Source organism: Actinoplanes sp. NPDC051405, assembly GCF_055586185.1.
Window position 1 is genome coordinate 190,680 of sequence record NZ_JBVJIR010000016.1, and the last position, 21,624, is coordinate 212,303.

Below are 21,624 nucleotides of genomic sequence, written 5' to 3' on the forward strand. Positions count from 1 at the left end.
CACCCTTCGAGGCTAGGCCCCGACCGACCGTCACCGGCGCACGGGGCGCGAACCTGGTACGGATTGGGCCCCCCGCGACATGTTCGAGTGATCGCGGGGCAATAATGAGCCCGTGACAGCGGCAGCCATCGACAAGAGCCGGATCCACTCGCTGACGAGACCCAACATGGTCAGCGTGGGGACCATCGTGTGGCTCTCCAGTGAACTCATGTTCTTCGCGGCGTTGTTCGCCATGTACTTCTCGATCCGTGCCGCCGCCCCGGAGTTGTGGGAGGAGCACACCAAAGAGCTCAACATCCCCTACGCGACCACCTTCACGGTGATCCTGGTGCTCTCCTCGGTCACGTGCCAGCTCGGTGTCTTCGCGGCGGAGAAGGGTGACGTCTTCGCGCTGCGACGCTGGTTCACCATCACCTTCGTCATGGGCCTGATCTTCGTGCTCGGCCAGGCGAACGAGTACCGCACGCTGGTCAGCGAGGGTGTCAAGCTCAACAGCGACGGCTACGGCTCGATGTTCTACCTGACGACCGGGTTCCACGGTCTGCACGTCACGGGCGGTCTGATCGCCTTCATCGTCTACATGATCCGCACCACCATGGGCCGGTTCACGCCGGCGCAGGCCACGTCGGCGATCGTGGTGTCGTACTACTGGCACTTCGTCGACGTCGTGTGGATCGCGCTGTTCGCCATGATCTATTGGCTGCAGTAGCCGCCCGCCCGTGAGTTTCAAGGTCAAAACCCAGAGGACACAGCCCATGACTTCTGACACCCCCGCCGGCCGGCGTTTCCGGGTGTTCAACCGGCGGCGGTCGGCGCCGAGCCGGATGCGGCGGCGCCTCGGCGCGGCGGCGCGCATGCTCGCCGCGCTGGCGCTGGCCGGAGGCGTCTACACCGCTTTCGCCCCGGGCGCGTTCGCCGAGGACACCCCTCAGCTCTCCGCGTCCGCGCAGGAGGGCAAGGCGCTCTTCGACAACAGCTGCATCTCGTGCCACGGCCGCAACGCCGAGGGTGTCGAGGGTCGCGGGCCGAGCCTCATCGGCGTCGGTTCGGCCTCGGTCGAGTTCCAGGTGGGCACCGGCCGCATGCCGATGACCCGCCAGGAGGCCCAGGCCGAGCAGAAGCCGCCGCAGTTCGACAAGGCGCAGACCAAGCAGCTGGGGCAGTACATCCAGGAGCTGGGTGGCGGCCCGCAGATCCCGACCGGCGACCTGACCATGACCCTCGAGGAGAACCCCGAGGCGCTGGCGGCCGGTGGCGAGCTGTTCCGCATCAACTGCACTTCCTGCCACGGCTTCGGTGGCGGCGGTGGTGCGCTGTCCTCGGGTAAGTACGCGCCGAGCCTGCACGACGCGACGACCGAGGAGATCTACGCGGCCATGCTCAGCGGCCCGCAGAACATGCCCGTGTTCGGCGACAACGAGCTGACCCCGGACCAGAAGCGCGAGATCATCACGTACGTCAAGATGCAGCTCCAGGAGGACAAGGACCCGGGCGGCCTGTTCAACCTGGGCCGGTACGGTCCGGTCACCGAGGGGCTGGCGATCTTCGTCGTCGGCATCACGATCCTGGTCTTCGCGGCGCTGTGGATTGCGGGGAAGTCATGACCGTTGTCAAGGAACCGCACGGCGCGCACGGCGCCGGCGAGGAGCCGCTGGACCTCAGCGACCCGCGGCTGTCGCGCTTCGAGATCGTCCGGGAGGGCGCTCGCCGGGACGACATCGAGATCGTCACGTACGAGTCGCAGTTCCCGGGGCCGAACACCCGGGCGGAGAAGCGCATCGAGCGCTCGATCGCCCTGCTGTTCCTGGTCGCCGGCCTGCTCGGCCTGGTCTTCCTGATCGCGTACATCTTCTGGCCGTGGGAGTACGAGCTGGGTCACACCACCAGCGACTACTACACGCCGGTGCTGGGCATCTCGCTCGGCCTGGCGCTGCTGGCCATCGGCTTCGCGATCCTGACCTGGGCCAAGAAGCTGCTGCCGCACGAGGTCTCGATCCAGGACCGCCACGAGGCGATGTCCACCGACGAGGACCGGCAGATCGCCGGCCAGACGATGCTGTTCACGGCCGACGAGCTGGCCGTCCAGCGCCGGCCGCTGCTCAAGGGCGCGGTGGTGCTGGGCCTGACCCCGATCGCCCTCGCCGCGGTGGCCCCGCTGATCGGTGGCCTGATCCGCAGCCCGCACAAGCCGGACCGCGGTCAGGACCCGCCGATGTTCCGCACCGGCTTCGACCCGGTGCCCAACGAGGGCAAGCTGGTCCGGCTCACCCGCGAGGACGGCACGCCGATCCGGCCCGAGGACGTCAGCGTCGGCGGCCAGATCACGGTCTTCCCGGGCATCCCGCACGGCGCGACCAACGAGTACGCCGACTCGCCCACCCTGCTCATCCACCTGCGCGCCGGTGACGCCGCGGTGGCCCGCGCCGCGACCGACGGCGATGCCAAGAACAAGGGTGCGATGTGGGGGAACTACGTCGCCTACTCGAAGATCTGCACCCACGCCGGCTGCCCCGCCAGCCTGTACGAGCAGCAGACCAACCGGCTCCTCTGCCCGTGCCACCAGTCGCAGTTCCTGATCACGGAAAACGCCAGGCCGATCTTCGGTCCCGCGAGCCGCCGCCTGCCTCAGCTGCCCATCACGGTGGACGAGGAAGGCTTCTTCGTGGCAACGTCGGACTATCGAGAGGCCGTAGGGCCAGACTTCTGGGAGCGGCCATGAAGCGCCGGAAATTCGATCTAGCAGCCGTACCGGGTAAGACAGCCAAGGGCCTCGACGAGCGCCTGCAGGTCGCCACCCCGCTCCGCGGCCTGCTCAACAAGGTTTTCCCCGACCACTGGTCCTTCCTGCTGGGCGAGATCGCGCTCTTCTCGTTCATCGTCCTGCTGCTCAGTGGCGTCTTCCTGACCCTCTTCTTCGACCCGTCGATGAAGGAGGTCGCGTACGACGGCGCCTACCCGGCGCTGCGCGGCACCGAGATGTCGACCGCCTACGCGTCGTCGCTGGACCTGTCGTTCGAGGTTCGCGGTGGTCTGTTCATGCGCCAGATGCACCACTGGGCGGCCCTGCTCTTCATGGCCTCCATGATCGTGCACATGGCCCGCGTCTTCTTCACCGGCGCGTTCCGCAAGCCGCGTGAGGCCAACTGGATCATCGGTATCGCGCTGTTCCTGCTCGGCTTCCTCGCCGGCTTCACCGGCTACTCCCTGCCGGACGACGGCCTGTCCGGCACCGGCCTGCGCATCGCCTCGGCGATCATGCTGTCGATCCCGGTCGTCGGCTCCTGGGTGTCGGCGTCGGTCTTCGGCGGCGAGTTCCCCGGCGAGCTGATCATCGGCCGCTTCTACATCGCCCACGTGCTGCTCATCCCGGGCGGCCTGCTCGCGCTGATCAGCGTGCACCTGGGTCTGGTCTTCAAGCAGAAGCACACCCAGTGGCCCGGCCCCGGCCGGACCAACTCGAACGTCGTCGGCGAGCGCATGTTCCCGCGGTACGCGCTCAAGCAGGGCGGCTTCTTCATGGCCGTCTTCGGCGTCATCTCGCTGATGGCCGGCCTGTTCCAGATCAACCCGATCTGGCTGTTCGGGCCGTACCGGGCCTCCGAGGTCTCCTCGGCGAGCCAGCCCGACTGGTACGTCATGTTCATGGACGGCCTGGTCCGGCTCATGCCGGCCTGGCAGATCGACATTCCGATCGGCAACGGCTACGTGATCCCGCCGCTGTTCTGGCCGGCCGTCGTCGGCCTGGGAGCGCTGTTCACGGTCCCGATGATGTACCCGTTCATCGAGGCCCGGCGGATGAAGGACAACAAGTCCCATCACCTGCTCCAGCGCCCGCGTGACGCACCCGAGCGCACCGGCGTCGGCGCGATGGCGTTCACGTTCTTCATCGTGGCCACCATCTCCGGCGGCAACGACGTCATCGCCGACAAGTTCCACATCAGCCTGAACGCGATGACCTGGGCCGGCCGCATCGGCCTGGTGATCCTGCCGCCGCTGGCGTACTGGCTGGCCGTGCGGATCTGCCTGGGCCTGCAGCAGCACGACCGCGAGGTGCTGGCCCACGGCGTGGAGACCGGCATCATCAAGCGGGCCCCCGACGGCCGGTTCTACGAGGTCCACCAGCCGCTGGGCCCGGTCGACGACCACGGCCACCCGCTGCCGCTGGACTACGCGGGCTGGGTCGTCCCGAAGAAGATGAACCGCCTCGGCGCCCTGGCGCCCGCGGTGAAGGGCTTCTTCTTCCCGGTCGAGAAGCCGGCCGAGGCGCCGGTGTCACCGGGCATGCCGCCGGTGACCGCCCGCGAGGAGCGCGAGGAGATCACCTCCGGCCGCTGATCGATGAGCACGGAGAAGGGGACCCCACGGGGTCCCCTTTTTCATGCCCGCAAGCGGCCGACGGACTCGGCGTAGTAGAGCGACTCCGCCAGATGAAAGGCGATCTGCCGCGGCGACCAGGCCGCGCCGTCACGCCGATCGAGCTGGGTGTCGGAGAGAGCCCGCAGCCGCACGTCGAAGACCTGCGCCAGCCGGGTGAGCCGGCTGCGGGCCTCGTCGAGGTCGGCCGCGGTGAAGGCGGCGAGATCGGCGGCGGTGGTGGTCGCGGAGGCATGCCAGGCGTCCGGGATCGTCGGCACTCCGGCGACGCGGGCCTCGATCTCGGCCAGGTGGTCGATGAGGTGGTCGGTGACCCGCCGGATGGCCTTGTGCGGGGTGTAGAGGCGGTCGCCGGCCGGGACGGGGACGCCGTCCCAGGCGGTCCAGGTGGCCGCCAGGGTCAGGACCTGGTCGACCACGCCGGTCACGACCTCGGCGGGATGCCGGTCGTCGGTCAGCGGGGTGTCGGACATCGCGGGAGCGTATCCGCGGCCACCGACACTTTTACGGCGCTCGCCGGCGCTTGGTCGGGACCTCACGGCGCCCGACGGCGCTCGGCCGGGACCTTACGGCGCTCGCCGGCGCTCGGTCGGGACCTCACGGCGCCCGACGGCGGTTGGTCGGTGGCGGCGGGATTGGTCGGCGCTCGGCGGCCGGCGCCTGGCGGTGCCGGACGGTGTTCAGTCGGCGTCGGGCAGGCCGATCGCGAAGGCGTCCTCCAGGTCGTGCTTGGAGTAGGCGCGGAAGGCGATGTGCGACTCCGTGTTCAGAACCCCCGGGGTCTTGGAGATCCGGCCCGCGATCACCTCGGCGATCTCGTCGAACTGGGCGACCCGGACGATCGCGATCAGGTCGACGTTGCCGGCCACCGAGTAGACCTCGCTGACGCCGGGCAGCGCGGCGAGCGCCTCGGCGACCTCCGGGATGGAGTCGGTGGCGCACTCGATGTGCACGATCGCGGTGTTCACGCTGGCGTCTCCTCGGCGATGAGGCGGATGAGTCGGACGGGTCGGTTCATGCTATCCACGGCGCGGCCGGCGGTCAGGCGGGGACGGTGAGGTCTTTGCCGGCGCGGACGGCGTCCCGCAGCGACTCGCCCTCGTGCACTGTCGCACCCGGCCAGATCACGCACCGGGTGACGCTGCCGTGGACCTCGGCGTGGGCACCGATCACGGACTCGGCCGCCCGGCCGGTCAGCGTGGCCGTGGGGTCGGTCAGGCCGGCTGCCGCGTGCAGGTTGGCCTTCAGGTAGTCCGCCGGCGTACCGGTGTCGATGTAGACGCCGTCGTAGGTGACCAGCTCAAGCTCGCCGGCGGCCTCGGCCGGGCGCCACACCGTGCGGACCAGGTCGGACGGCTCGTCGGTGAGGTCGCGGAGGTAGCGCCACGGCACGAGCGAGAAACCGGCGAACCGGTGGCCGCTGAAGCCGCCGGTCGTGCCCGGGGCCAGGGGGCGGGTCAACATCCGTACGGTCTCTCCGGTCCAGCCCTCCAGCAGCGCCGCGATGTCCTTGCCGGGCTCGCGTTGCGAATCCGCCAGATACGCGTCCGCGTTGCCGATCAGCGCTCCCCGGCCGTCGATCCACCCCCGGAGGCGGCCGAGGCCGCCGGAGGTGCCCAGCGGGCCGTCAGGCTCCACGGACAGGTGCGCGCGACCGCCGACGTGGGTGACGACCTGCTCGGCGAGGTACGCGGCGTTGACGGCCACCTGGGACGGTCCGCTCAGACCGAGGCCACCGATCCGGGTCAGCGCCCGGTCCAGCAGAGCGACGTTGCCTACCGGGCACAGCGCCTTGGGCAGCAGCTCGGTCAGAGGCCGCAGCCGCTGACCCTCGCCGGCCGCCAGCACCACCGCGGCGACGGCCGGCGTCATGACGGGCTGTGGGCCGCGTGCGGGCCCATGCCGTAGACGCCGAGGACGATCGCCGTGTTCGGGGTCAGCCGGGGCAGGTCGTCCAGCGGGAACCAGCCCGCCTCCAGGACCTCACCACCGTCGACCACCAGCGGGGTGGTCGACGCCGGGACCGTACCCATGAAGATCGTGTCGACCCAGCCCTTGGCGTGCACGATGGCGTTCGGCACCGCCGGGATCAGATCGTCCGGGTCGATGACCACGCCCGACTCCTCGGACAGCTCACGCGCCGCGCCCACGGCCGGCGGCTCCGCCTTCTTCAGCAGACCGGCCGGCAGGCCCCAGCTGCGGCCGGGCGGCTGCCGCAGCAGCAGCAACCGGCCGGGCTCCGGCGCCTCCGAGTCGCGGATGATCGTCACGGCGCCGACCATATATTTCGGCACGATCAGGCGGACGATGCGGCGGCGCACGGAATGCGGCAGCCGGTAGAACGTCTGGTACGCGACGCCACGCAACCGCCGGTGGATGTTCACCCCGCCAGGCTAGCGGCCGGGCGCGATGGGCTCAGTCCGGGTGGTCGACCAGGGCGATGAGCTGCTCGACCACCTGGTCGGGCTCGAGGTTGCGCTCGGTGACCGCCACCAGCATGGTCTCCAGGTCGGGATAGCCGAGCTCCTCGGCCAGCCGGCGCAGCGGAACCTCGCTGGCCAGCCCCCGGTCGTGCTTGCGCAGGGTCAGCCCGATCGTCGCGCGGCCCAGCCGGACCTTGTCGGCGATGCTGATGCCGGGGGAGTTCTCCTCGGCGAAGTAGCGGTTGATCTGCATCTGCGCCTGGGTCGACTTCACGAAGCCGAGCCATTCCTTGCGGGGTCCGCGCGGCGCCGTGCCCCGCTCCACCTCGACGGGCCCGTCGGTCTCGGTAAAGATCTCCACCACGTCGCCGTCGCGCAGGGGAGAGCTCAGCGGAGCGAGCCGGCCGTTGATCGTCGCGGCGAGCGTCTCGTCGCCCTTGTCGGCACTGAGCTCGTACGCCAGGTCGACGGGGGTCGAGCCGGCCGGCAGGTCGAACGTGTTGCCGTGGGCGAACACCTGGATCTGGCCCTCGGCGAGGTCGCAGCGCAGCGAGGCGAGGAACTGGCCGGCGTCGGTGGTGTCCTGCTGCCAGTCCAGCACCCGCTTGAGCCAGGTCAGCTGATCAGCGCCCGCGGCCTCGGCGCCCTCGGTCGACTTGGGGTACCGGTAGCCGGTGGCGACGCCGTACTCGGCGCAGCGGTGCATTGACACCGTACGGATCAGCACCTCGACCAGGCGGCCCTCGGGACCGGTCACCGTGGTGTGCAGCGAGCGGTAGAGGTTGTTCTTCGGGGAGGCGATGAAGTCCTTGAACCGGCCGGCGACCGGGCGCCACTGGCCGTGGATCGCGCCGAGCGCGGCGTAACAGTCGGTCTCCGGCCCGTCGACGATCACCGCGATGCGGGGCAGGTCCAGCGGGACCGCGTGGCCGCCGGCGACCGTGTCCTTCCAGATCGAGTAGTAGTGCCGGGGGCGGGCCATGACCTTGGCGTCCACCCGGGAGCGGCGCAGCGCGACCTGGGCCTTGGCCTTGACGTCGTCGAGGTACTCCGCCCAGCCCGGGCGGTTCTTCACGTGCTCGTCGATGCGGGCGTAGGAATCCGGCTCGAGGTGATAGAGCACCACGTCGTCGAGGTCGCGCTTGAGGGCCTGGATGCCGAGGCGGTCGCACAGCGGGACCAGCACGTCGAGGGTCGCGGTGGCGATCCGGGCCCGGGAGGCGGGGGAGCGGGCATCGAGGGTGCGCATGTTGTGCAGCCGGTCGGCCAGCTTGATCACCAGCACCCGGACGTCCTTGCCGGCGGCCACGATCATCTTGCGGATCGTCTCGGCCTCGGCGACCTTGCCGTAGAACGCCTTGTCGAACTTGGTCACGCCGTCGACCAGGTGGGTCACCTCGGGGCCGAAGTCGCCGTGCAGCGTCTCCAGCGTGTAACTGGTGTCCTCGACCGTGTCGTGCAGCAGCGCGGCGACCAGGGTGGTGGTGTCCATGCCGAGCTCGGCGCAGATCTGCGCGACCGCGAGCGGGTGCGTGATGTACGGATCGCCGCTCTTGCGGAACTGGCCCCGGTGCATGTTCTCCGCGACGGCATAGCTGCGGCGCAGCACGCCCGCGTCAGCGGAGGGGTGGATGTGACGGTGGGTGCGGGTGAGCGTGGTGACCGGGTCGTCGTCGTTGCCCTGGAAGCTGAGGAACGAACGCAGCCGGCGCGAAAGTGGGATCTCCGCGGGTGACGGAGACAGGGCACGTCCAAGGGCGGCGCCGTGGCCGGCGTCGACGTCCACTCGGACACCCCCTCACCGATCTACCGCGAGATCCGCCCGGCCCGCTTCGTTCACCCCGAACGGTACGCACGGATCCCACCGATTTTCACGGCTTCGCACGCCGTGTTCCCTACAGCCTAAGCGAGCGAGCGTCATCCGAACGGTCAGTTACCGATGAGCGAACGGACGAGTCTCTTCTCGACGCCGCGGCTTCCGCCCTGGTGAGCAGCGTAGTGAAGCGCGCAGCGCCACGCGCCGGTGACACCCAGTCGCCAGAAGTTTCCACCAGGCGGGTGTCGGGCCGTTCCAGCCAGGCCAGAATCCGCTCGGTCTCCTCCGCCGAGGCGGCCGGGACGGGACCTGGTCCTGTCAGGACCGTCTCCGCGGTGGCGCGGGCCATGTCGAGGGTCGGCCGGGGGTGCAGCCGGGGCGGTGAGGTCGCCGCGGCGGCGAGCCGGCCGTGCCGGACCACGATGATCTCCCACCCGTAGGCGTCGTTGCGCCGGGCGGCGACCAGCTCGCTGATACCGGTGAGCGCGCCGAGGCGTTGCATCCGGACGGTGGCGCGCAGGAGCGCCACGAGCCGGGATCTGATCACCGCCGCCTCCTCGTAGCGCTGCCGGTCGGACAGCACCTCGATGCGGGCGAGCAGGGCGTCCACCAGGGGCTGGGGGTCGCCGTAGGTGGCGGTGCGAAAGGGCAGGGCGGCTCTGCGGGCGTACTCCTCCGGGGTGATCTCGTGCTCGCAGGGCGCCGGGCACCGGCCCAGCTCAGCCAGCGCGCAGGCGGGCGTGCGGGTCTTGATCGAGAGCTTGTGGGTGCACTGGCGCAGCGGCACGGCGTCGTAGACACCCGCCGCGGCCAGCTCGGCCGTGCGGCGCGAGGAGAACGGGCCGAGATAGGCGGCGCCGTCCTCGGCCAGCGACCGGACCACCGACAGGCGGGGGTACGCCTCGGCGGTCAGCTTGAGCCAGACGACCCGCTCCGGATATTTCGACCTGCGGTTGTACGGCGGCGCGTGCGCCGCGATGAGTCGCAGCTCACGCACCTCCGCCTCCAGCGAGTGGGCGCACTCCACCGCCTCCACCCGGACCGCGGCGCCGATCATCTCGGACATCCGGGCCCGCTTCTCGCTGGCGGTGAAGTAGCTGCGCACCCGGGTCGCGATGTCGACCGACGTGCCGACGTAGAGCGGCCGCTCGTCGGCGGCACGGAAGACGTAGACCCCCGGGACGTGCGGCAGGCCGTCGGCGAGGTGCCGCTGGCGCCGCTGGGTCGGGGTGACCGCCTTGGCGAACTCGATGGCGTCGCCCAGCGTGTGCACCTTGAAGCTGCCCAGCCGCTCGATCAGCCCGTGCAGCACGTCGACCGTGGCCCGGGCGTCGTCCAGGGCCCGGTGGGTGGGCTGGACGGCGGCCCGGAAGAACTGGGCCAGGGTGCCGAGCTTGCGGTTGGGCACCTCGTCCTTGGTCAGCGCCCGGCGGGCCAGCGCGGCGGTGTCCAGCACCCGCAGCTGCGGCCAGGGATGCCCGTGCCGGGCGCAGGCGGCCTTCAGGAAGCCGACGTCGTACGGCGCGTTGTGCGCGACCAGGACGGCCCCGCGCAGGAACTCCAGCAGGCTCGGCAGCACCGCCTCGATCGGCGGCGCCGGGGCCAGCATGGCCTCGGTGATGCCGGTCAGCACGGTGATGAACGGCGGGATGCGCTCACCCGGGTTGACCAGGGTGCCGAGCACCCCCAGCTCCTCGCCGGCGCGCACCTTGACCGCGCCGATCTCGGTGATGCCGCCGCCGTCCGGCGCCCCGCCGGTCGTCTCCAGGTCGAGCACGACGAAGGTCGTGTCCCGCAGGGACAGCGCCGCCGGATCGACGGAGCCGTCGGCGCTCAGGAGGGTGTCCAGAGTGCCCTGCACGTATGCCGGTTGTGCCACGACGGGCAATTTAAAGAGGGGGTATGACAAACTCCGGCCCGCGGCGGGAAAACATCACTTGCTACCGCAAGCTTTTCCGCTGCCCACGGTGGGAGAATAGAGAAATGTCCGCGCCGCCGCCGTTCGACGACCGCCCCTACGAGGAGGCGGCTCGTGGGACGGAGGGTGCTCCGGACCAGGCCGGGGACGACGACACCGGGCATACCATCGGCCCGGCCGCGGCCGAGGCGGCCGGTCCGGACGCTTTCCAGGCTTCTGACCAGGGCATCGACCCGTCCGGGGACCTGGGCGCGGACCTTGACCTGTCCGCCGGCCTCGGCGCTGCCGGGGAGCGCGAGCCGGCCTCCGGCTGCGATGCCGAAGACGGGTTGGACGAGGACCACGGGCCCGAGCCCACCCTTCCCGAGGCTGTCCGGCAGCGGATCACGATTCTGGCCGCGGCCGCGCTCACCGGGCTGCCGGCCGACGAGACCCCCGTGCCGTTGCGCCGGGTGGCCAAATTCGCACCCAACCGCCGGGCCCGGCTCGGCGGGCCCGCCATCGCCGCCCAGCTCGCCTCCGACCCGCTGTTCCGGCAGCGGATCAGCGGCCGCATCGTCACCGACGCCGGTGACCTGGGCGCCGCCGTGGCCGGCGGGATGGCCCCCGCCGCGGCCGACCCGGTCGAGGTCGCCGCGCTGGCCTATCTGGCCAGGCCGGAGGGCTGGCGCGGGCTGATCGAGGCCGCCGGCGAGTCGGTCCGCGCCGAGGCCGACGTCGCCGCGATCGCCGGCCAGATCCGCGACGCCGAGCTGCGGGCCGCCCGCGCCGAGCACGACCGGGCGGTCGCCAAGGTCGAGGCCGACAAGCTGCGCGACGAGCTGGCCCGGGTCCGCGAGGAGCTCGGCCAGCTGCGCGAGGAGGCCCGCTCCACCTCGCGCGCCCTGCGCGAGACGCAGGCGGCCCAGAAGCGGGCCGCCGACCTGTTGGCCACCGAGAAGGGCCGGCAGGCCAAGGTGACGGCCGACCACGAGGCCGAGGTACGGCGGCTGAAGACCCGTCTCGCCGAGGCGGAGGCGGCGGCTGCCTCCGGCAAGCAGAGCGCCAAGGACGCCCGGGCGGCCGACGAGACCCGTCTCTGGCTGCTGCTGGAGACGATCGGGCAGGCCGCGTCCGGGTTGCGGCGCGAGCTGGCCCTGGGCCCGACCGACAAGCTGCCGGCCGACTTCGTGGCGGACACCGCGGCGGACCGGCCCGGCGCGCTCGAACGGTCGCGTCCGCGCGCCCAGGACACCGACGACCCCGGCCGGCTGGACCAGCTCCTGGCGCTGCCGCGGGCGCACCTCATCGTGGACGGCTACAACGTCACCAAGCGCGGCTTCGCCGAGATGTCGCTCGAGCAGCAGCGCAAACGCCTGATCACCGGGCTGGGCGGGATCGCCGCGCAGACCGGCGACGAGGTCACGGTCGTCTTCGACGGCGCCGAGCGGGTGCACGGCCTGCCGCCCGCCCCGCGCGGCGTACGCGTGCTCTTCTCGCACAAGGGCGACACCGCCGACGAGCTCATCCGTCAGCTCGTGCGGGCCGAGCCGGCCGGCCGCCCGCTGGTCGTGATCTCGTCCGACCGCGAGGTGGCCGACGGGGTACGCCGGCACGGCGCGTACCCGATGGGAGCCGACTCACTGCTGCGCCGGCTCGCCCGCTCCTGATTTTTGTCATACCCCCTCCATAGCGTGACTGTCACCGATGGTGGTCGGTCCGCGACAGCTCCTCTTCCCCCTGCGCGGGCCGCACCCCCCACGATGCGGAGGAAATGATGATCATCGACTGCGGGCGCTGCGCCGAGCGGACCGATGAATGCAACGGATGCCTGGTCAGCACGTTGTACGACACCCCCGACGGCATCGCCGACCTCACTCCCGGTGAGTTGCGGGCGATCGAGACGTTCGAGCTGGCCGGCTTCGAGGTGGAGCTGCTGGAGACACCGGACCCGCCGGTCTCCGTCCCGCTCTACCCGCGCCGCCGCCACGTGGCGTGATCACGTCTCTAGGATGGCCCGATGACTCCCCGGCTCTGGGCGGCGTGCGCGCTGGGCGTGCTGGTGGTGGCGCTGATCGCGTACGCGGCGACAGTGGTCCCGTGGCACCGGCCGCCGGCGCCCCGGGCTGACCAGCTCGACGCCCTGCGCGGCCTGCCCGGCGACCAGGTGCAGCGGGCCCGCGCCTTCCACTCCGACCTGCGCCCGGGCTCGTACGGCGCCATGGCGGTCAGCCTCCTGGCGGCCCTGGTGCTCGGCCTCACACCGCTGGGGGCGCGGTTGGTGTCCCTGGTCGGGCGCCCGTTCGGCGACCACTGGATCGCTCAGGCCGTCCTCGGTGGCCTGGTGATCGTGCTGGTCGTCGAGGTGCTCACGCTGCCGTTCGCGGCCTGGCGGCACACCGTCGTCGTGCGCTACGGCATCTCCACCCAGACCTGGGGCCCGTGGGCGGTCGACCTGGCCAAGTCCTATGCGGTCGGTGCGGTCATCGGCGGCCTGGCCCTGCTCGGCTTCTTCACCGTGACCCGGCTCGCCCCGCGCTGGTGGTGGGCGTTCGGCGCGGTCGGGGCCGCGGCGCTGGTGGTGCTGCTGTCGTTCGTGCTGCCGGTGCTCGTCGAGCCGATCTTCAACAAGTTCACCCCGATGGCCCAGGGCCCGCTGCGCACCGAGCTGATGAGCCTCGCCGCCCGCGACGGCGTGCCGGTGCGCGACGTCCTGGTCGCCGACGCCTCCCGCCGCACCCGGGCCGTCAACGCGTACGTGTCCGGGTTCGGGCCGACCCGGCGGATCGTCGTGTACGACACGATGCTGACCGAGGCCACGCCCGAGGAGGTGGTCTCGGTCACAGCGCACGAGCTGGGTCACGCCAAGCGTGGCGACGTGGTGACCGGCACGATCATCGGCGCGCTGGGCGCGGCGGCCGCGGTGATCGCGCTCTACCTGCTCGGCTCCCTGGGCTGGCTGCTGCGGCTGGCCGGCACGGAGTCGATGGGTGAGCCGCGGACGATCGCGCTGCTGCTCGCCCTGGTGAGTGTGGCCGGGCTGATCGGCGGGCCCGCTCAGGCGCTGGTCTCGCGGCGCATCGAGGCCCGGGCCGACGCGCACGCCCTGGAGCTGACCGGCGACGCGGCGACGTTCGAGGCGATGCAACGCCGGCTCGGCTCCGTGAACCTCTCCGACCCCGACCCGCCGACCTGGGAGCACCTCATGTTCGCCTCGCACCCGTCCACCGTGGAGCGGATGGCCGCCGCCCGCGCGTACGCCCGAGGGGAACGCTGATGGGCCGCACCCTGCTGGTCACCAACGACTTCCCACCGCGCCCGGGTGGCATCCAGCAGTTCGTGCACAACCTCGCCGTCCGCCAGCCCGCCGGCTCGGTGGTGGCCTATGCGTCCACCTGGAAGGGCGCGGCGGAGTTCGACGCCGAGCAGCCGTTCGAGGTCGTGCGGGAGGACACCGGGGTGCTGCTGCCGACCCCGGCGGTCGCCCGGCGGGCTGCCGAGATCGCCCGGTCGCACGGTTGCGACAGCGTCTGGTTCGGGGCCGGGGCACCGCTGGGCCTGCTCGCGGACGGGCTGCGGCGGCGCGCGGGCATCGAGCGGGCGGTGTCGTTGACCCACGGCCACGAGATCGGCTGGGCCGCGCTGCCCGGGGCCCGCCAGCTGCTGCGCCGCATCGCCCGCGGCAACGACGTGATCACCTACCTGACGGAGTTCCAGCGGGTGCGGCTGGACCGGGCGCTGCACGGGCTGACCGCGCTGGAACGGCTGACGCCGGGGGTGGACGTGGACGCGTACCACCCGGGGGTGGACGGCTCGCAGATGCGCGCCCGGCACGGGCTCAGCGACCGCCCGGTGATCGTCTGTGTGTCCCGGCTGGTGCCCCGCAAGGGTCAGGACATGCTGATCCGCGCCTTGCCGACGATCCGCCGCCGGGTCCCGGGCGCGGCCCTGCTGATCGTGAGCGGCGGCCCGTACCGGGAGAAGTTGCAGGCCCTGGCCCGGGCCGAGGGTGTCGAGTCGGACGTGGTGTTCACCGGCTCGGTCCGCTGGGAGGAGCTGCCGGCCCACTACGCGGCCGGTGACGTGTTCGCGATGCCGTGCCGCACGAGGGGCGCGGGGCTCGACGTGGAGGGTCTCGGCATCGTCTACCTGGAGGCCTCGGCGACGGGTCTGCCCGTGCTGGCCGGCGACTCCGGGGGAGCGCCCGACGCGGTCCGGGAGGGCGAGACGGGTTACGTGGTCGGCGGCAGTGACGTGCCAGCGATCGCGGACCGGCTGGCGGAGCTGCTGGCCGACCCGGCGCGGGCGCGGGCGATGGGCGCGGCCGGGCGGGCGTGGGTCGAGAAGGAATGGCGGTGGGAGACGAAGGCGGCTCAGCTCACCGAGCTGGTGCAACCGTGAATGAGCCCTCACTCCTGGTATATGGATGGACACGCTGGGTTGAGGAGGCGTAGGAACGGCTGAGAGCCCTCGGAACGGGAGCCGTCGATGCAGGACGCCATCCAGCAGCAGGACCCTCCGACTCCTACTCCGCCGCCTGAGGCGGCCGGCCCGGGTGACGGGCGGGTGCCGGATGTCGGCCTGGACTCCGGTGGGGACGGCGAGTGGTCCGACGACGCGGAGCTGGCGGTGCCGTACTGGCTGACCAGCACCGAGGAGGCCGCCAACACCACGTTCCTGCGGATGCTGCGGCGCTTGCCCCGGCTGCTGCGGTCGGCCTGGGCACTGGCCTGGCAGGCGAGCCGGCGGACCACCATCGCCGTCGTCACGTTCCAGCTCGCCGCGGGAGTGGCCAGTGCGGTCGGGCTCATCAGCGTGGTCGGTGTCTTCGACGGGCTGCTGCGGGAGGGACCGACGCCGGAACGGGTGCGGGCCGCCGTACCCTCGCTGCTTCTGCTCGTCGGCTCCGCCGCCGTGCGCAGCGTGCTGACGTCGGCCGGGGCGGCGGCCAACGGCCGGCTGTCCCCGAAGGTCTCGCAGGCCGCCCAGATGCGGCTGCTGGATCTGACCACCCGCGTCGACCTGTCCACCTTCGACGACCCGGGCTGGCGCGACGCCATGGAACGGGCCCGCGACCGGGGCATCGACGCCGCCCAGTACCTCGTCGACCGGGCCATCGAGCTCGGCACCAACCTGATCGGCCTGGCCGCCGCGGCCGGGGTGCTGGCGGTGCTGCACCCGGTCCTGCTGCCGCTGCTCGTGCTCGCGGTGCTGCCGATCGGGTGGGCCGCCGTGCGCTCCGCCCGGCTGCGCTACCGGCGGATGCTGCGGCTCATCGCCGTCTGGCGGCGGCAGCGGATGCTCGCCGAGCTGCTCGCCGCCCGCGAGCCCGCGCCGGAGCTGCGCGCGTTCACCGTGCGGGAGTATCTGCTGGCCGAGGTGCGGCGGCTGCTCGCCGTCTCGACCAACGAGGAGATCCGGATCACCACCCGGCAGATCCGCACCAATCTGGCCGGCACCGCGCTGAGCAGCGTCGCCACCGGACTCACCTACGCCACGTTGCTCTGGCTGCTCTGGACCGGCCGGATGGAACTCGCGGTGGGCGGCGCTGCCGCGTACGCGATCAGCATGGGGATCGGCAAGCTCACCGAACTCGCCCACAGCGCCAACCGGGTCTTCGAACAGGGCCTGTACTTCGCCGACTTCCAAGGATTCTGCGACCTGTCCCTGAGCCGCACCGAATCCAGCTCGGGCGCCGCGGTGCCGGCGCTGTCGCGGGAGATCCGCCTCGACCACGTCACGTTCAGCTATCCCGACGCCGAACGCCCGGCGGTCCGCGACGTCAGCATGACCCTGCGCCGAGGGGAGATCATCGCGCTGGTCGGCGAGAACGGTTCCGGAAAATCCACCCTGGCCAGCCTGCTCGCGGGCCTCTTCCAGCCGCAGAGCGGCAGCATCAGCTGGGACGGCGTCGACCTCACCCGCTACGACCCGGAGACCATCCGCGGCCAGGTCGCGGTCGTGATGCAGGAACCAACCCGATGGCCGCTCTCCGCGCGGGCCAACATCACCATCGGACGGTACGACCACAGCGTCGAACCCGAACGTGTGCTCGGCGCGGCCCGGGCCGGTGACGCCCACGAATTCGTGATGGAACTGGCCCGCCAGTACGACACGCTGCTGTCCCGGCACTTCACCGACGGCGCCGACCTCTCCGGCGGACAGTGGCAGCGGCTGGCGGTGAGCCGGGCGTTCTACCGCGACGCCCCGCTGCTGATCTGCGACGAACCGACCGCCAACCTCGACGCGCGGGCCGAGCACGACGTCTACCAGCGGCTCCGGGAGCTGGCCGCGGGCCGTACCGTCGTGCTGATCACCCACCGGATGGCCAGCGTCCGCGAGGCGGACCGGATCTTCGTGCTGGACCACGGTGAGGTGGTCGAAGAGGGTGATCACGCGACGCTGATGGCGGGCGAGGGGATCTACGCGCAGTTGTTCTCGTTGCAGGCGAGCGCGTATCAGACGGCGGCGTAGGTCACATCGCGGCGGGGTGCGGGGCGTGCCAGAGTTGGTGGGTGGACACCACCGGGCTGATCGTTGTTGCGGCGGTCCTTGTGCTGGGCACCGTGGCCGGGTTGTGGCGGCGGCGGACCGATGGGCGGTTCGTCGCGGGCGCATCGGTTTCTGCCGGGGCGGTCGGTGGGGGATCGGCCGTCGGTGGGGGATCGGCCTTGGCCGCGGCGGGACCTGGCTTGGGCGGGCGTGACGCTGATTCTTCGCGGGGCGGCGCCGGCTCGGGTGGGGATGGCGGTGCCGCCGGGCAGCGGATCGACCCTGCCCTGCTGGCGCAGTTGGGTGTCCAGCCGGCGCAGGCCACGCTGCTGCAGTTCTCGTCCGCCTTCTGTGCGCCGTGCCGGGCTGTCCGGCGGGTCAGCGGTGAGGTCGCCGACCTGCTCCCCGGCGTGCGGCACGTCGAGGTGGACGCCGAGAGCCACCTGGAGGCGGTTCGTGCGCTGGGCATCTGGCGTACCCCGACGCTGCTGGTACTGGACGCCGAGGGCCGGGTCGCCAAGCGCGCCACCGGCGTACCGGGAAAGGCGCAACTCATCGCCGTGCTCGGCGATCTGCTCCCGGCCGCCTGACCCGTCCTGACCTGGGAATCTGCACCTCCACGGCGGTGATGGGACTCACCAGGACGACGGCCGCCGGCCGTGTAACGCTCACTCCATGCAGCTTGACCCGCGTGGGCCACGGTTCGCCGCGGCGCTGACCACTCTTGTCCTCGTCGTCGTCCTGGCCACTGGATGGGGCTGGCTCGCGCTGGCCCAGACCGCCGTCTTCGCGATCACCGCCGCCGACCCGCGCCGCGGGCCGTACGCCCTGCTCTACCGCTTCCTCGTCGCGCCCCGCCTCGGGCCGGCCACCGAGCGGGAGGACGCCGCGCCGGTCCGGTTCGCGCAGCTGGTCGGTTTCGCCTTCCTGGCTGTTGCTTCGGTCGGCTACCTGTCCGGTGCTCCGGCTGTCGGCCTGGTGTTCGCGGGGTTCGGCCTGCTGGCGGCCTTCCTCAACGCGGCCTTCGGCCTCTGCCTCGGATGCGAGGCCTACCTCGCCGCCCGCCGGCTGACCGCCCGCCGCGCCTGACGCTCAGCCAGCCCTTCTCCTGCAGGTAGCCGACGGGGCATCAGCCGCCGCACCCAGCCACGCGCTCGGGCGCGCTACCGCAGCCCGCCGCCCTCGCCCCAGCCTGCGGGCAGCCGCCCTCGCTGCCCGCTGCTTGCCGTCGCTGCTCGCCGCCCCGGATCCCGGCGGCCGCTATTTGCCTTGCGGGATCGCCGCCCGCCTCGCCCGTCTCCACCCAGCAGTTGAGTAGACATATCGCCCACCCGGGTGGCCCTGCCCTAGCTCGACAGGGCTGAAAACAAGTAGCGCCCGGAAACGCCCAGGATGCCGCATCCGTGCCCGGAAAGACGGATCCGCCCGCCACCCTCAGCGAGGGCGACGGGCGGATGCCGTGAGCAGATCAGAACTTGGGAGCGTCCGGAGCCTCGAGCAGACCCAGCCGCAGCGCCGTCATCAGCGCCTGGGCCCGGTTGGCCGCGCCCAGCTTCTCGTACAGCTTGGAGATGTGGGTCTTGGCCGTGGACTCGCTGACGAACAGCTGCTTGGCGATGCCGGCCACGCTCATGCCGTCCGCCAGCAGGCGCAGGACCTGGCCTTCGCGGGGCGAGAGCTGCGGGCCCGATGGTGCCAGGCGCCGCTTCATGGCTTCGGCGAGGTCGGCCGCGGTGAACGCGCTCGGTGCCGAGGCGGCGTGCCGTGCGGCGGCCACGACCTCGTCGGCGGGGGCCGTCTTGGGCACGAACGCGCTGGCCCCGGCCTCGAGGGCGCCGAAGAGCTGGTCGTCGCCCGCGTACATGGTGAGCACCACGATGCCCATGTTGGCGTTGTTCTTGCGCAGCGCGCGGGTGGCCTCGAGGCCGCTGCCGTCGGGCAGCCGCAGGTCCATGATGACCACGTCGGGCTGCAAAGCACCGGCCTGCCGGACTGCTTCGGCGGCCGTGGCCGCCTCGCCGACGACCTCGAACTGCCGGTCCCGCTCGAACGCGTGCCGCAGCCCCTTACGGATCAGGTCGTGATCGTCGACGAGCAGCACCTTGGTGCGGGTCGTCGGCATCGGACTGGTCGACATGCTCGGGTTACTCCCCTTCTGGTGCGGAAACGCTATCCCGCACGCTATCGCGCCGAGCGGAAGTTCCGAGCACTACCGCAACGGTTGTCCCGCTGGGGTGTCGCGGCCGGATCTCCAGTCGGCCCCGGATACGTTCCGCCCTCTCGGCCATGATCGCAAGGCCGTAGCGGCCGTCCGGACGATCATCGGCAAATCCCTTGCCGTCGTCGGTGACCTCGATCTGCGCGTACGGCGGGTCGACCGTGCACGTGACCCACAGGTTGGAGGCTCCCGCGTGCTTGCGGGCGTTGGTGATCGCCTCCTGGGCGATGCGCAGCAGCTCGGCCTCCGTGGCGGCGGGCAGCCGGGCGGTGGACTCGTCGAAGGTGAAGTGCACCCGCAGCCCGGCCGACGTGCCCAGGGTGCGGGCGTACTCGGCGATGGCCGCGGCCAGGCCGCCGTTGCGATCCACCTCGGAACGCAGCTCGAACAGGCTCAGCCGCAGCTCGGTGATCACGCGGGTGACCTCGCCGCGCAGCGTGCGCAGCTCCTCGGCGGTCTCGTCGGCCCCCTCGGGCAGGGTGGCCTGGGCGTTGTCGATGCCGTACCCGACCATGACCAGCTCCTGCGCCACCCCGTCGTGGATCTCCCGGGCCAGCCGCTGTCGCTCCTCATTGGTCGCCAGCGACCGCACGTCGTCGAAGAGCAGCGCGGCCTCCAGCCGCAACGCGGCCGGGCCGGTCACCTCGGTGACCCGGGCGACGACCGCCGACGGGTACGCGCTGGGCACGTCGGCCTCGAGGATCACCAGACCGATCGTGCGCACCCCGGCGACCAGCGGCACGACCAGCGACGAGGCGTCCCCGCCCTGGTGGGAGCGGGCCTGCGAGCGGGAGGCGGTCTGCGGCTGCTGCGAGGCCCAGGCGTCGGCGATCGCCGAGTCGGCGTCGAGGGTGACCTCCCAGTCGACCCGTTCGGCGCCGGTCTGCGCGAGCACGACCAGCCGCCCGCCACCGCTGGCGGACAGCACGGCGGCGCGGTGACCGGGCGCGACCTGGCGGAGCTCCTCCAGCAGGTGCTCGGAGATGCCGCCGGGATCGAGCGTGGCGCCCGGCAGTGAGCGGGCGACGCTGCGCAGCTGGGTCAGCAGGCGGGTCGCTTCCGCGTACGGTTGCGGTTTGTTCTCGACCGGGGTCATGAGCTGGCGCATGGTGTCGGCCGCGAAGGTGATGATCGCGCCCAGGACCAGCCATTGCCCGCACGCGGCGAGGTAGCCCGGCTGCAGGATGACCGTGTCGCCGTTGCCGACGACGAGCCCGCCGGCGACCATCGCGACGGCCGCGACCCCGAGCAGCGCGGCGCCCTCGGTGGCCCGGCGCTGCAACCCGGCGGTGAGCAGCGGGACGACCAGGTAGGGCAGGATCGCCTCGGCGCCGAAGCCGGCGGCGATGGTCCCGTTCGCGGCCACGGCCACGGATCCGGCGGCCAGGCCGACGACCGCGGCCTCGGCGAAGCGCCCGATCGGCGCGGCGATCCGATGATCCGGCGCGAACAGCGCCGGCAGGGCGGCGACCAGCAGCAACGCGATCCAGCGGAGCTGGCCGGGATCCCGGGTGGCGATGAGGGTGAGCGCCGCGACCAGGGCGAGCACGATGAGGCGGGCCGCCACCGCGAGCGGATGGACGCGCGCGGGGACGCTGGCTGAGGCTGGCACGTGACGGATCGTAGCCGCACCCTCCGACAAGCTCGCATCCGCGACCCGGCGGAGATCGGTGGCCGCAAGGCCGGGAGTGGCAAGGTCAAGGGCCAGATCAAGAGCTCCATGTCGTAGGTCCGTGCGTGGCTCAGGCCGTCGCTCCCGCCGAGAACGGCCTGATTGCATGGGGCGGACCGCGGTGGCCGGGCCGGGCGGTCCCGCGACAGGTGGCGGTGCGGAACCGGTCGGCGACGGGCGGTGCCCGGTCGTCCGGATGTGGGCTCGTACCGGGTAGCCTGCCAGCCATGGCGGACACCTCGACGCAGTCGATCCAGGTCCATGCGCCCCTCGCTCAGGTGGCCGCGGTGATCTGCGACTTTCCGCGCTACCCCGAGTGGGCGGACGCGATGAAACAGGTCGAGGTGCTCGAGGAGTACGAGGACGGGTACGCCGCCCAGGTCCGGTTCGTCATCGACGCGGGACCGCTCAACGACGACTACACGCTCGACTACGCGTACGCGGAGGATCTGTCGCGCATCGAGTGGCACCTGGTCGCACCCTCGAAGATGCAGCGCACCCTCAACGGCTCGTATGACCTGGCCGACAACGGCGACGGAACCACGACAGTGACGTACATGCTGGAGGTGGAGCTCTCCATCGGCATGCTCGGCATGTTCCGCCGCAAGGCCGAGAAGATGATCATGGACACGGCGCTGAAGGAACTCAAACGCCGCGTCGAGAGCCTCGCCAAGGCGTAGCCGGGCAGCACGTCCGGCCGCGCCGCACACGCGGTCGCGAGCAGGGGGAGCA

At 71.7% G+C, this 21,624-nt stretch carries 20 protein-coding genes; 12 read left to right on the top strand and 8 right to left on the bottom strand.

What is annotated here, in order from left to right:
- The first annotated feature begins 112 nt into the window (after positions 1-112).
- The 4 genes from ctaE to qcrB are packed head-to-tail and all read left to right on the top strand — an operon-like array spanning position 113 to position 4,335.
- On the top strand, positions 113-709 hold the full coding sequence (gene ctaE / locus ACZ6S4_RS31350; RefSeq protein ID WP_465478357.1) for an aa3-type cytochrome oxidase subunit III: 597 nt from the start codon (positions 113-115) through the stop codon (positions 707-709).
- Between the two features lie 46 nt (positions 710-755).
- A complete protein-coding gene (gene qcrC, locus ACZ6S4_RS31355) occupies positions 756-1,604 on the top strand; it encodes a cytochrome bc1 complex diheme cytochrome c subunit (RefSeq protein ID WP_465478358.1) in 849 nt (282 codons plus the stop codon).
- Positions 1,601-2,719, top strand: a complete 1,119-nt coding sequence (gene qcrA, locus ACZ6S4_RS31360) for a cytochrome bc1 complex Rieske iron-sulfur subunit (protein ID WP_465478359.1) — start codon at positions 1,601-1,603, stop codon at positions 2,717-2,719. Before qcrC ends, qcrA begins: the two co-directional genes overlap by 4 nt.
- Positions 2,716-4,335, top strand: a complete 1,620-nt coding sequence (gene qcrB, locus ACZ6S4_RS31365) for a cytochrome bc1 complex cytochrome b subunit (protein ID WP_465478360.1) — start codon at positions 2,716-2,718, stop codon at positions 4,333-4,335. Before qcrA ends, qcrB begins: the two co-directional genes overlap by 4 nt.
- Positions 4,336-4,376: 41 nt before the next feature.
- Here qcrB and ACZ6S4_RS31370 read toward each other — a convergent pair whose 3' ends face one another.
- The 6 genes from ACZ6S4_RS31370 to ACZ6S4_RS31395 form a co-directional block, all read right to left on the bottom strand.
- Positions 4,377-4,847, bottom strand: a complete 471-nt coding sequence (locus tag ACZ6S4_RS31370; protein WP_465478361.1) for a hypothetical protein — start codon at positions 4,845-4,847, stop codon at positions 4,377-4,379.
- A 207-nt stretch (positions 4,848-5,054) separates the two neighbouring features.
- Positions 5,055-5,342 carry an Lrp/AsnC family transcriptional regulator gene (locus ACZ6S4_RS31375; RefSeq protein ID WP_433726500.1) on the bottom strand — a complete coding sequence of 96 codons (288 nt, stop codon included), beginning with the start codon at positions 5,340-5,342 and terminating at the stop codon, positions 5,055-5,057.
- A gap of 73 nt (positions 5,343-5,415) precedes the next feature.
- The gene (locus ACZ6S4_RS31380) at positions 5,416-6,246 is read right to left on the bottom strand and encodes a sugar phosphate nucleotidyltransferase (protein ID WP_465478362.1); all 831 of its coding nucleotides are present in this window, start codon (positions 6,244-6,246) and stop codon (positions 5,416-5,418) included.
- Positions 6,243-6,758 (bottom strand): NUDIX hydrolase, encoded by a 516-nt coding sequence (locus ACZ6S4_RS31385; protein ID WP_465478363.1) that lies wholly within the window; start codon positions 6,756-6,758, stop codon positions 6,243-6,245. Before ACZ6S4_RS31385 ends, ACZ6S4_RS31380 begins: the two co-directional genes overlap by 4 nt.
- A 31-nt stretch (positions 6,759-6,789) precedes the next feature.
- Positions 6,790-8,583, bottom strand: a complete 1,794-nt coding sequence (locus ACZ6S4_RS31390) for a RelA/SpoT family protein (RefSeq protein WP_465478364.1) — start codon at positions 8,581-8,583, stop codon at positions 6,790-6,792.
- Between the two features lie 109 nt (positions 8,584-8,692).
- Complete coding sequence (locus ACZ6S4_RS31395; protein ID WP_465478365.1) at positions 8,693-10,492, bottom strand: DEDD exonuclease domain-containing protein; 1,800 nt, start codon at positions 10,490-10,492, stop codon at positions 8,693-8,695.
- Between the two features lie 104 nt (positions 10,493-10,596).
- On the opposite strand from ACZ6S4_RS31395, the gene ACZ6S4_RS31400 reads away from it, so the two are divergent.
- The 7 genes from ACZ6S4_RS31400 to ACZ6S4_RS31430 all read left to right on the top strand — a co-directional run bounded on the left by ACZ6S4_RS31400 (position 10,597) and on the right by ACZ6S4_RS31430 (position 18,091).
- Positions 10,597-12,180 (top strand): NYN domain-containing protein, encoded by a 1,584-nt coding sequence (locus tag ACZ6S4_RS31400; RefSeq protein ID WP_465478366.1) that lies wholly within the window; start codon positions 10,597-10,599, stop codon positions 12,178-12,180.
- 107 nt (positions 12,181-12,287) lie between these two features.
- On the top strand, positions 12,288-12,509 hold the full coding sequence (locus ACZ6S4_RS31405; RefSeq protein ID WP_360549028.1) for a hypothetical protein: 222 nt from the start codon (positions 12,288-12,290) through the stop codon (positions 12,507-12,509).
- A 21-nt stretch (positions 12,510-12,530) separates the two neighbouring features.
- Positions 12,531-13,787: a M48 family metallopeptidase gene (locus ACZ6S4_RS31410; RefSeq protein ID WP_465478367.1), complete on the top strand. Its 1,257-nt coding sequence runs from the start codon at positions 12,531-12,533 to the stop codon at positions 13,785-13,787.
- The gene (locus ACZ6S4_RS31415) at positions 13,787-14,911 is read left to right on the top strand and encodes a glycosyltransferase family 4 protein (protein WP_465478368.1); all 1,125 of its coding nucleotides are present in this window, start codon (positions 13,787-13,789) and stop codon (positions 14,909-14,911) included. Before ACZ6S4_RS31410 ends, ACZ6S4_RS31415 begins: the two co-directional genes overlap by 1 nt.
- Before the next feature lie 87 nt (positions 14,912-14,998).
- Positions 14,999-16,984, top strand: coding sequence for an ABC transporter ATP-binding protein (locus ACZ6S4_RS31420; RefSeq protein ID WP_465478369.1), 1,986 nt, complete (start codon positions 14,999-15,001; stop codon positions 16,982-16,984).
- A gap of 218 nt (positions 16,985-17,202) precedes the next feature.
- Positions 17,203-17,592, top strand: a complete 390-nt coding sequence (locus ACZ6S4_RS31425) for a TlpA family protein disulfide reductase (RefSeq protein ID WP_465478370.1) — start codon at positions 17,203-17,205, stop codon at positions 17,590-17,592.
- An 85-nt stretch (positions 17,593-17,677) separates the two neighbouring features.
- Complete coding sequence (locus ACZ6S4_RS31430; protein WP_465478371.1) at positions 17,678-18,091, top strand: DUF4395 domain-containing protein; 414 nt, start codon at positions 17,678-17,680, stop codon at positions 18,089-18,091.
- 379 nt (positions 18,092-18,470) lie between these two features.
- Here the strand turns inward: ACZ6S4_RS31430 and ACZ6S4_RS31435 are convergent, their stop codons facing one another.
- Positions 18,471-19,139, bottom strand: coding sequence for a response regulator transcription factor (locus tag ACZ6S4_RS31435; RefSeq protein ID WP_023359837.1), 669 nt, complete (start codon positions 19,137-19,139; stop codon positions 18,471-18,473).
- Between the two features lie 7 nt (positions 19,140-19,146).
- On the bottom strand, positions 19,147-20,832 hold the full coding sequence (locus ACZ6S4_RS31440) for a GAF domain-containing sensor histidine kinase (RefSeq protein ID WP_465478372.1): 1,686 nt from the start codon (positions 20,830-20,832) through the stop codon (positions 19,147-19,149).
- 287 nt (positions 20,833-21,119) lie between these two features.
- Here ACZ6S4_RS31440 and ACZ6S4_RS31445 point away from each other — a divergent pair, with 287 nt between their 5' ends.
- Positions 21,120-21,572: an SRPBCC family protein gene (locus tag ACZ6S4_RS31445; RefSeq protein WP_360548179.1), complete on the top strand. Its 453-nt coding sequence runs from the start codon at positions 21,120-21,122 to the stop codon at positions 21,570-21,572.
- Positions 21,573-21,624 lie beyond the last annotated feature (52 nt).

Bases quoted from the DNA above. Each gene is read 5' to 3' on its own strand.
- qcrA (WP_465478359.1), top strand. From the start codon at position 1,601: ATGACCGTTGTCAAGGAACCGCACGGCGCGCACGGCGCCGGCGAGGAG.
- ACZ6S4_RS31405 (WP_360549028.1), top strand. From the start codon at position 12,288: ATGATCATCGACTGCGGGCGCTGCGCCGAGCGGACCGATGAATGCAAC.
- ACZ6S4_RS31410 (WP_465478367.1), top strand. From the start codon at position 12,531: ATGACTCCCCGGCTCTGGGCGGCGTGCGCGCTGGGCGTGCTGGTGGTG.
- ACZ6S4_RS31420 (WP_465478369.1), top strand. From the start codon at position 14,999: ATGCAGGACGCCATCCAGCAGCAGGACCCTCCGACTCCTACTCCGCCG.
- qcrB (WP_465478360.1), top strand. From the start codon at position 2,716: ATGAAGCGCCGGAAATTCGATCTAGCAGCCGTACCGGGTAAGACAGCC.
- ACZ6S4_RS31430 (WP_465478371.1), top strand. From the start codon at position 17,678: ATGCAGCTTGACCCGCGTGGGCCACGGTTCGCCGCGGCGCTGACCACT.
- ACZ6S4_RS31380 (WP_465478362.1), bottom strand. From the start codon at position 6,246: ATGACGCCGGCCGTCGCCGCGGTGGTGCTGGCGGCCGGCGAGGGTCAG.
- ACZ6S4_RS31370 (WP_465478361.1), bottom strand. From the start codon at position 4,847: ATGTCCGACACCCCGCTGACCGACGACCGGCATCCCGCCGAGGTCGTG.
- ACZ6S4_RS31435 (WP_023359837.1), bottom strand. From the start codon at position 19,139: ATGTCGACCAGTCCGATGCCGACGACCCGCACCAAGGTGCTGCTCGTC.
- ACZ6S4_RS31445 (WP_360548179.1), top strand. From the start codon at position 21,120: ATGGCGGACACCTCGACGCAGTCGATCCAGGTCCATGCGCCCCTCGCT.
- ACZ6S4_RS31400 (WP_465478366.1), top strand. From the start codon at position 10,597: ATGTCCGCGCCGCCGCCGTTCGACGACCGCCCCTACGAGGAGGCGGCT.
- qcrC (WP_465478358.1), top strand. From the start codon at position 756: ATGACTTCTGACACCCCCGCCGGCCGGCGTTTCCGGGTGTTCAACCGG.
- ACZ6S4_RS31415 (WP_465478368.1), top strand. From the start codon at position 13,787: ATGGGCCGCACCCTGCTGGTCACCAACGACTTCCCACCGCGCCCGGGT.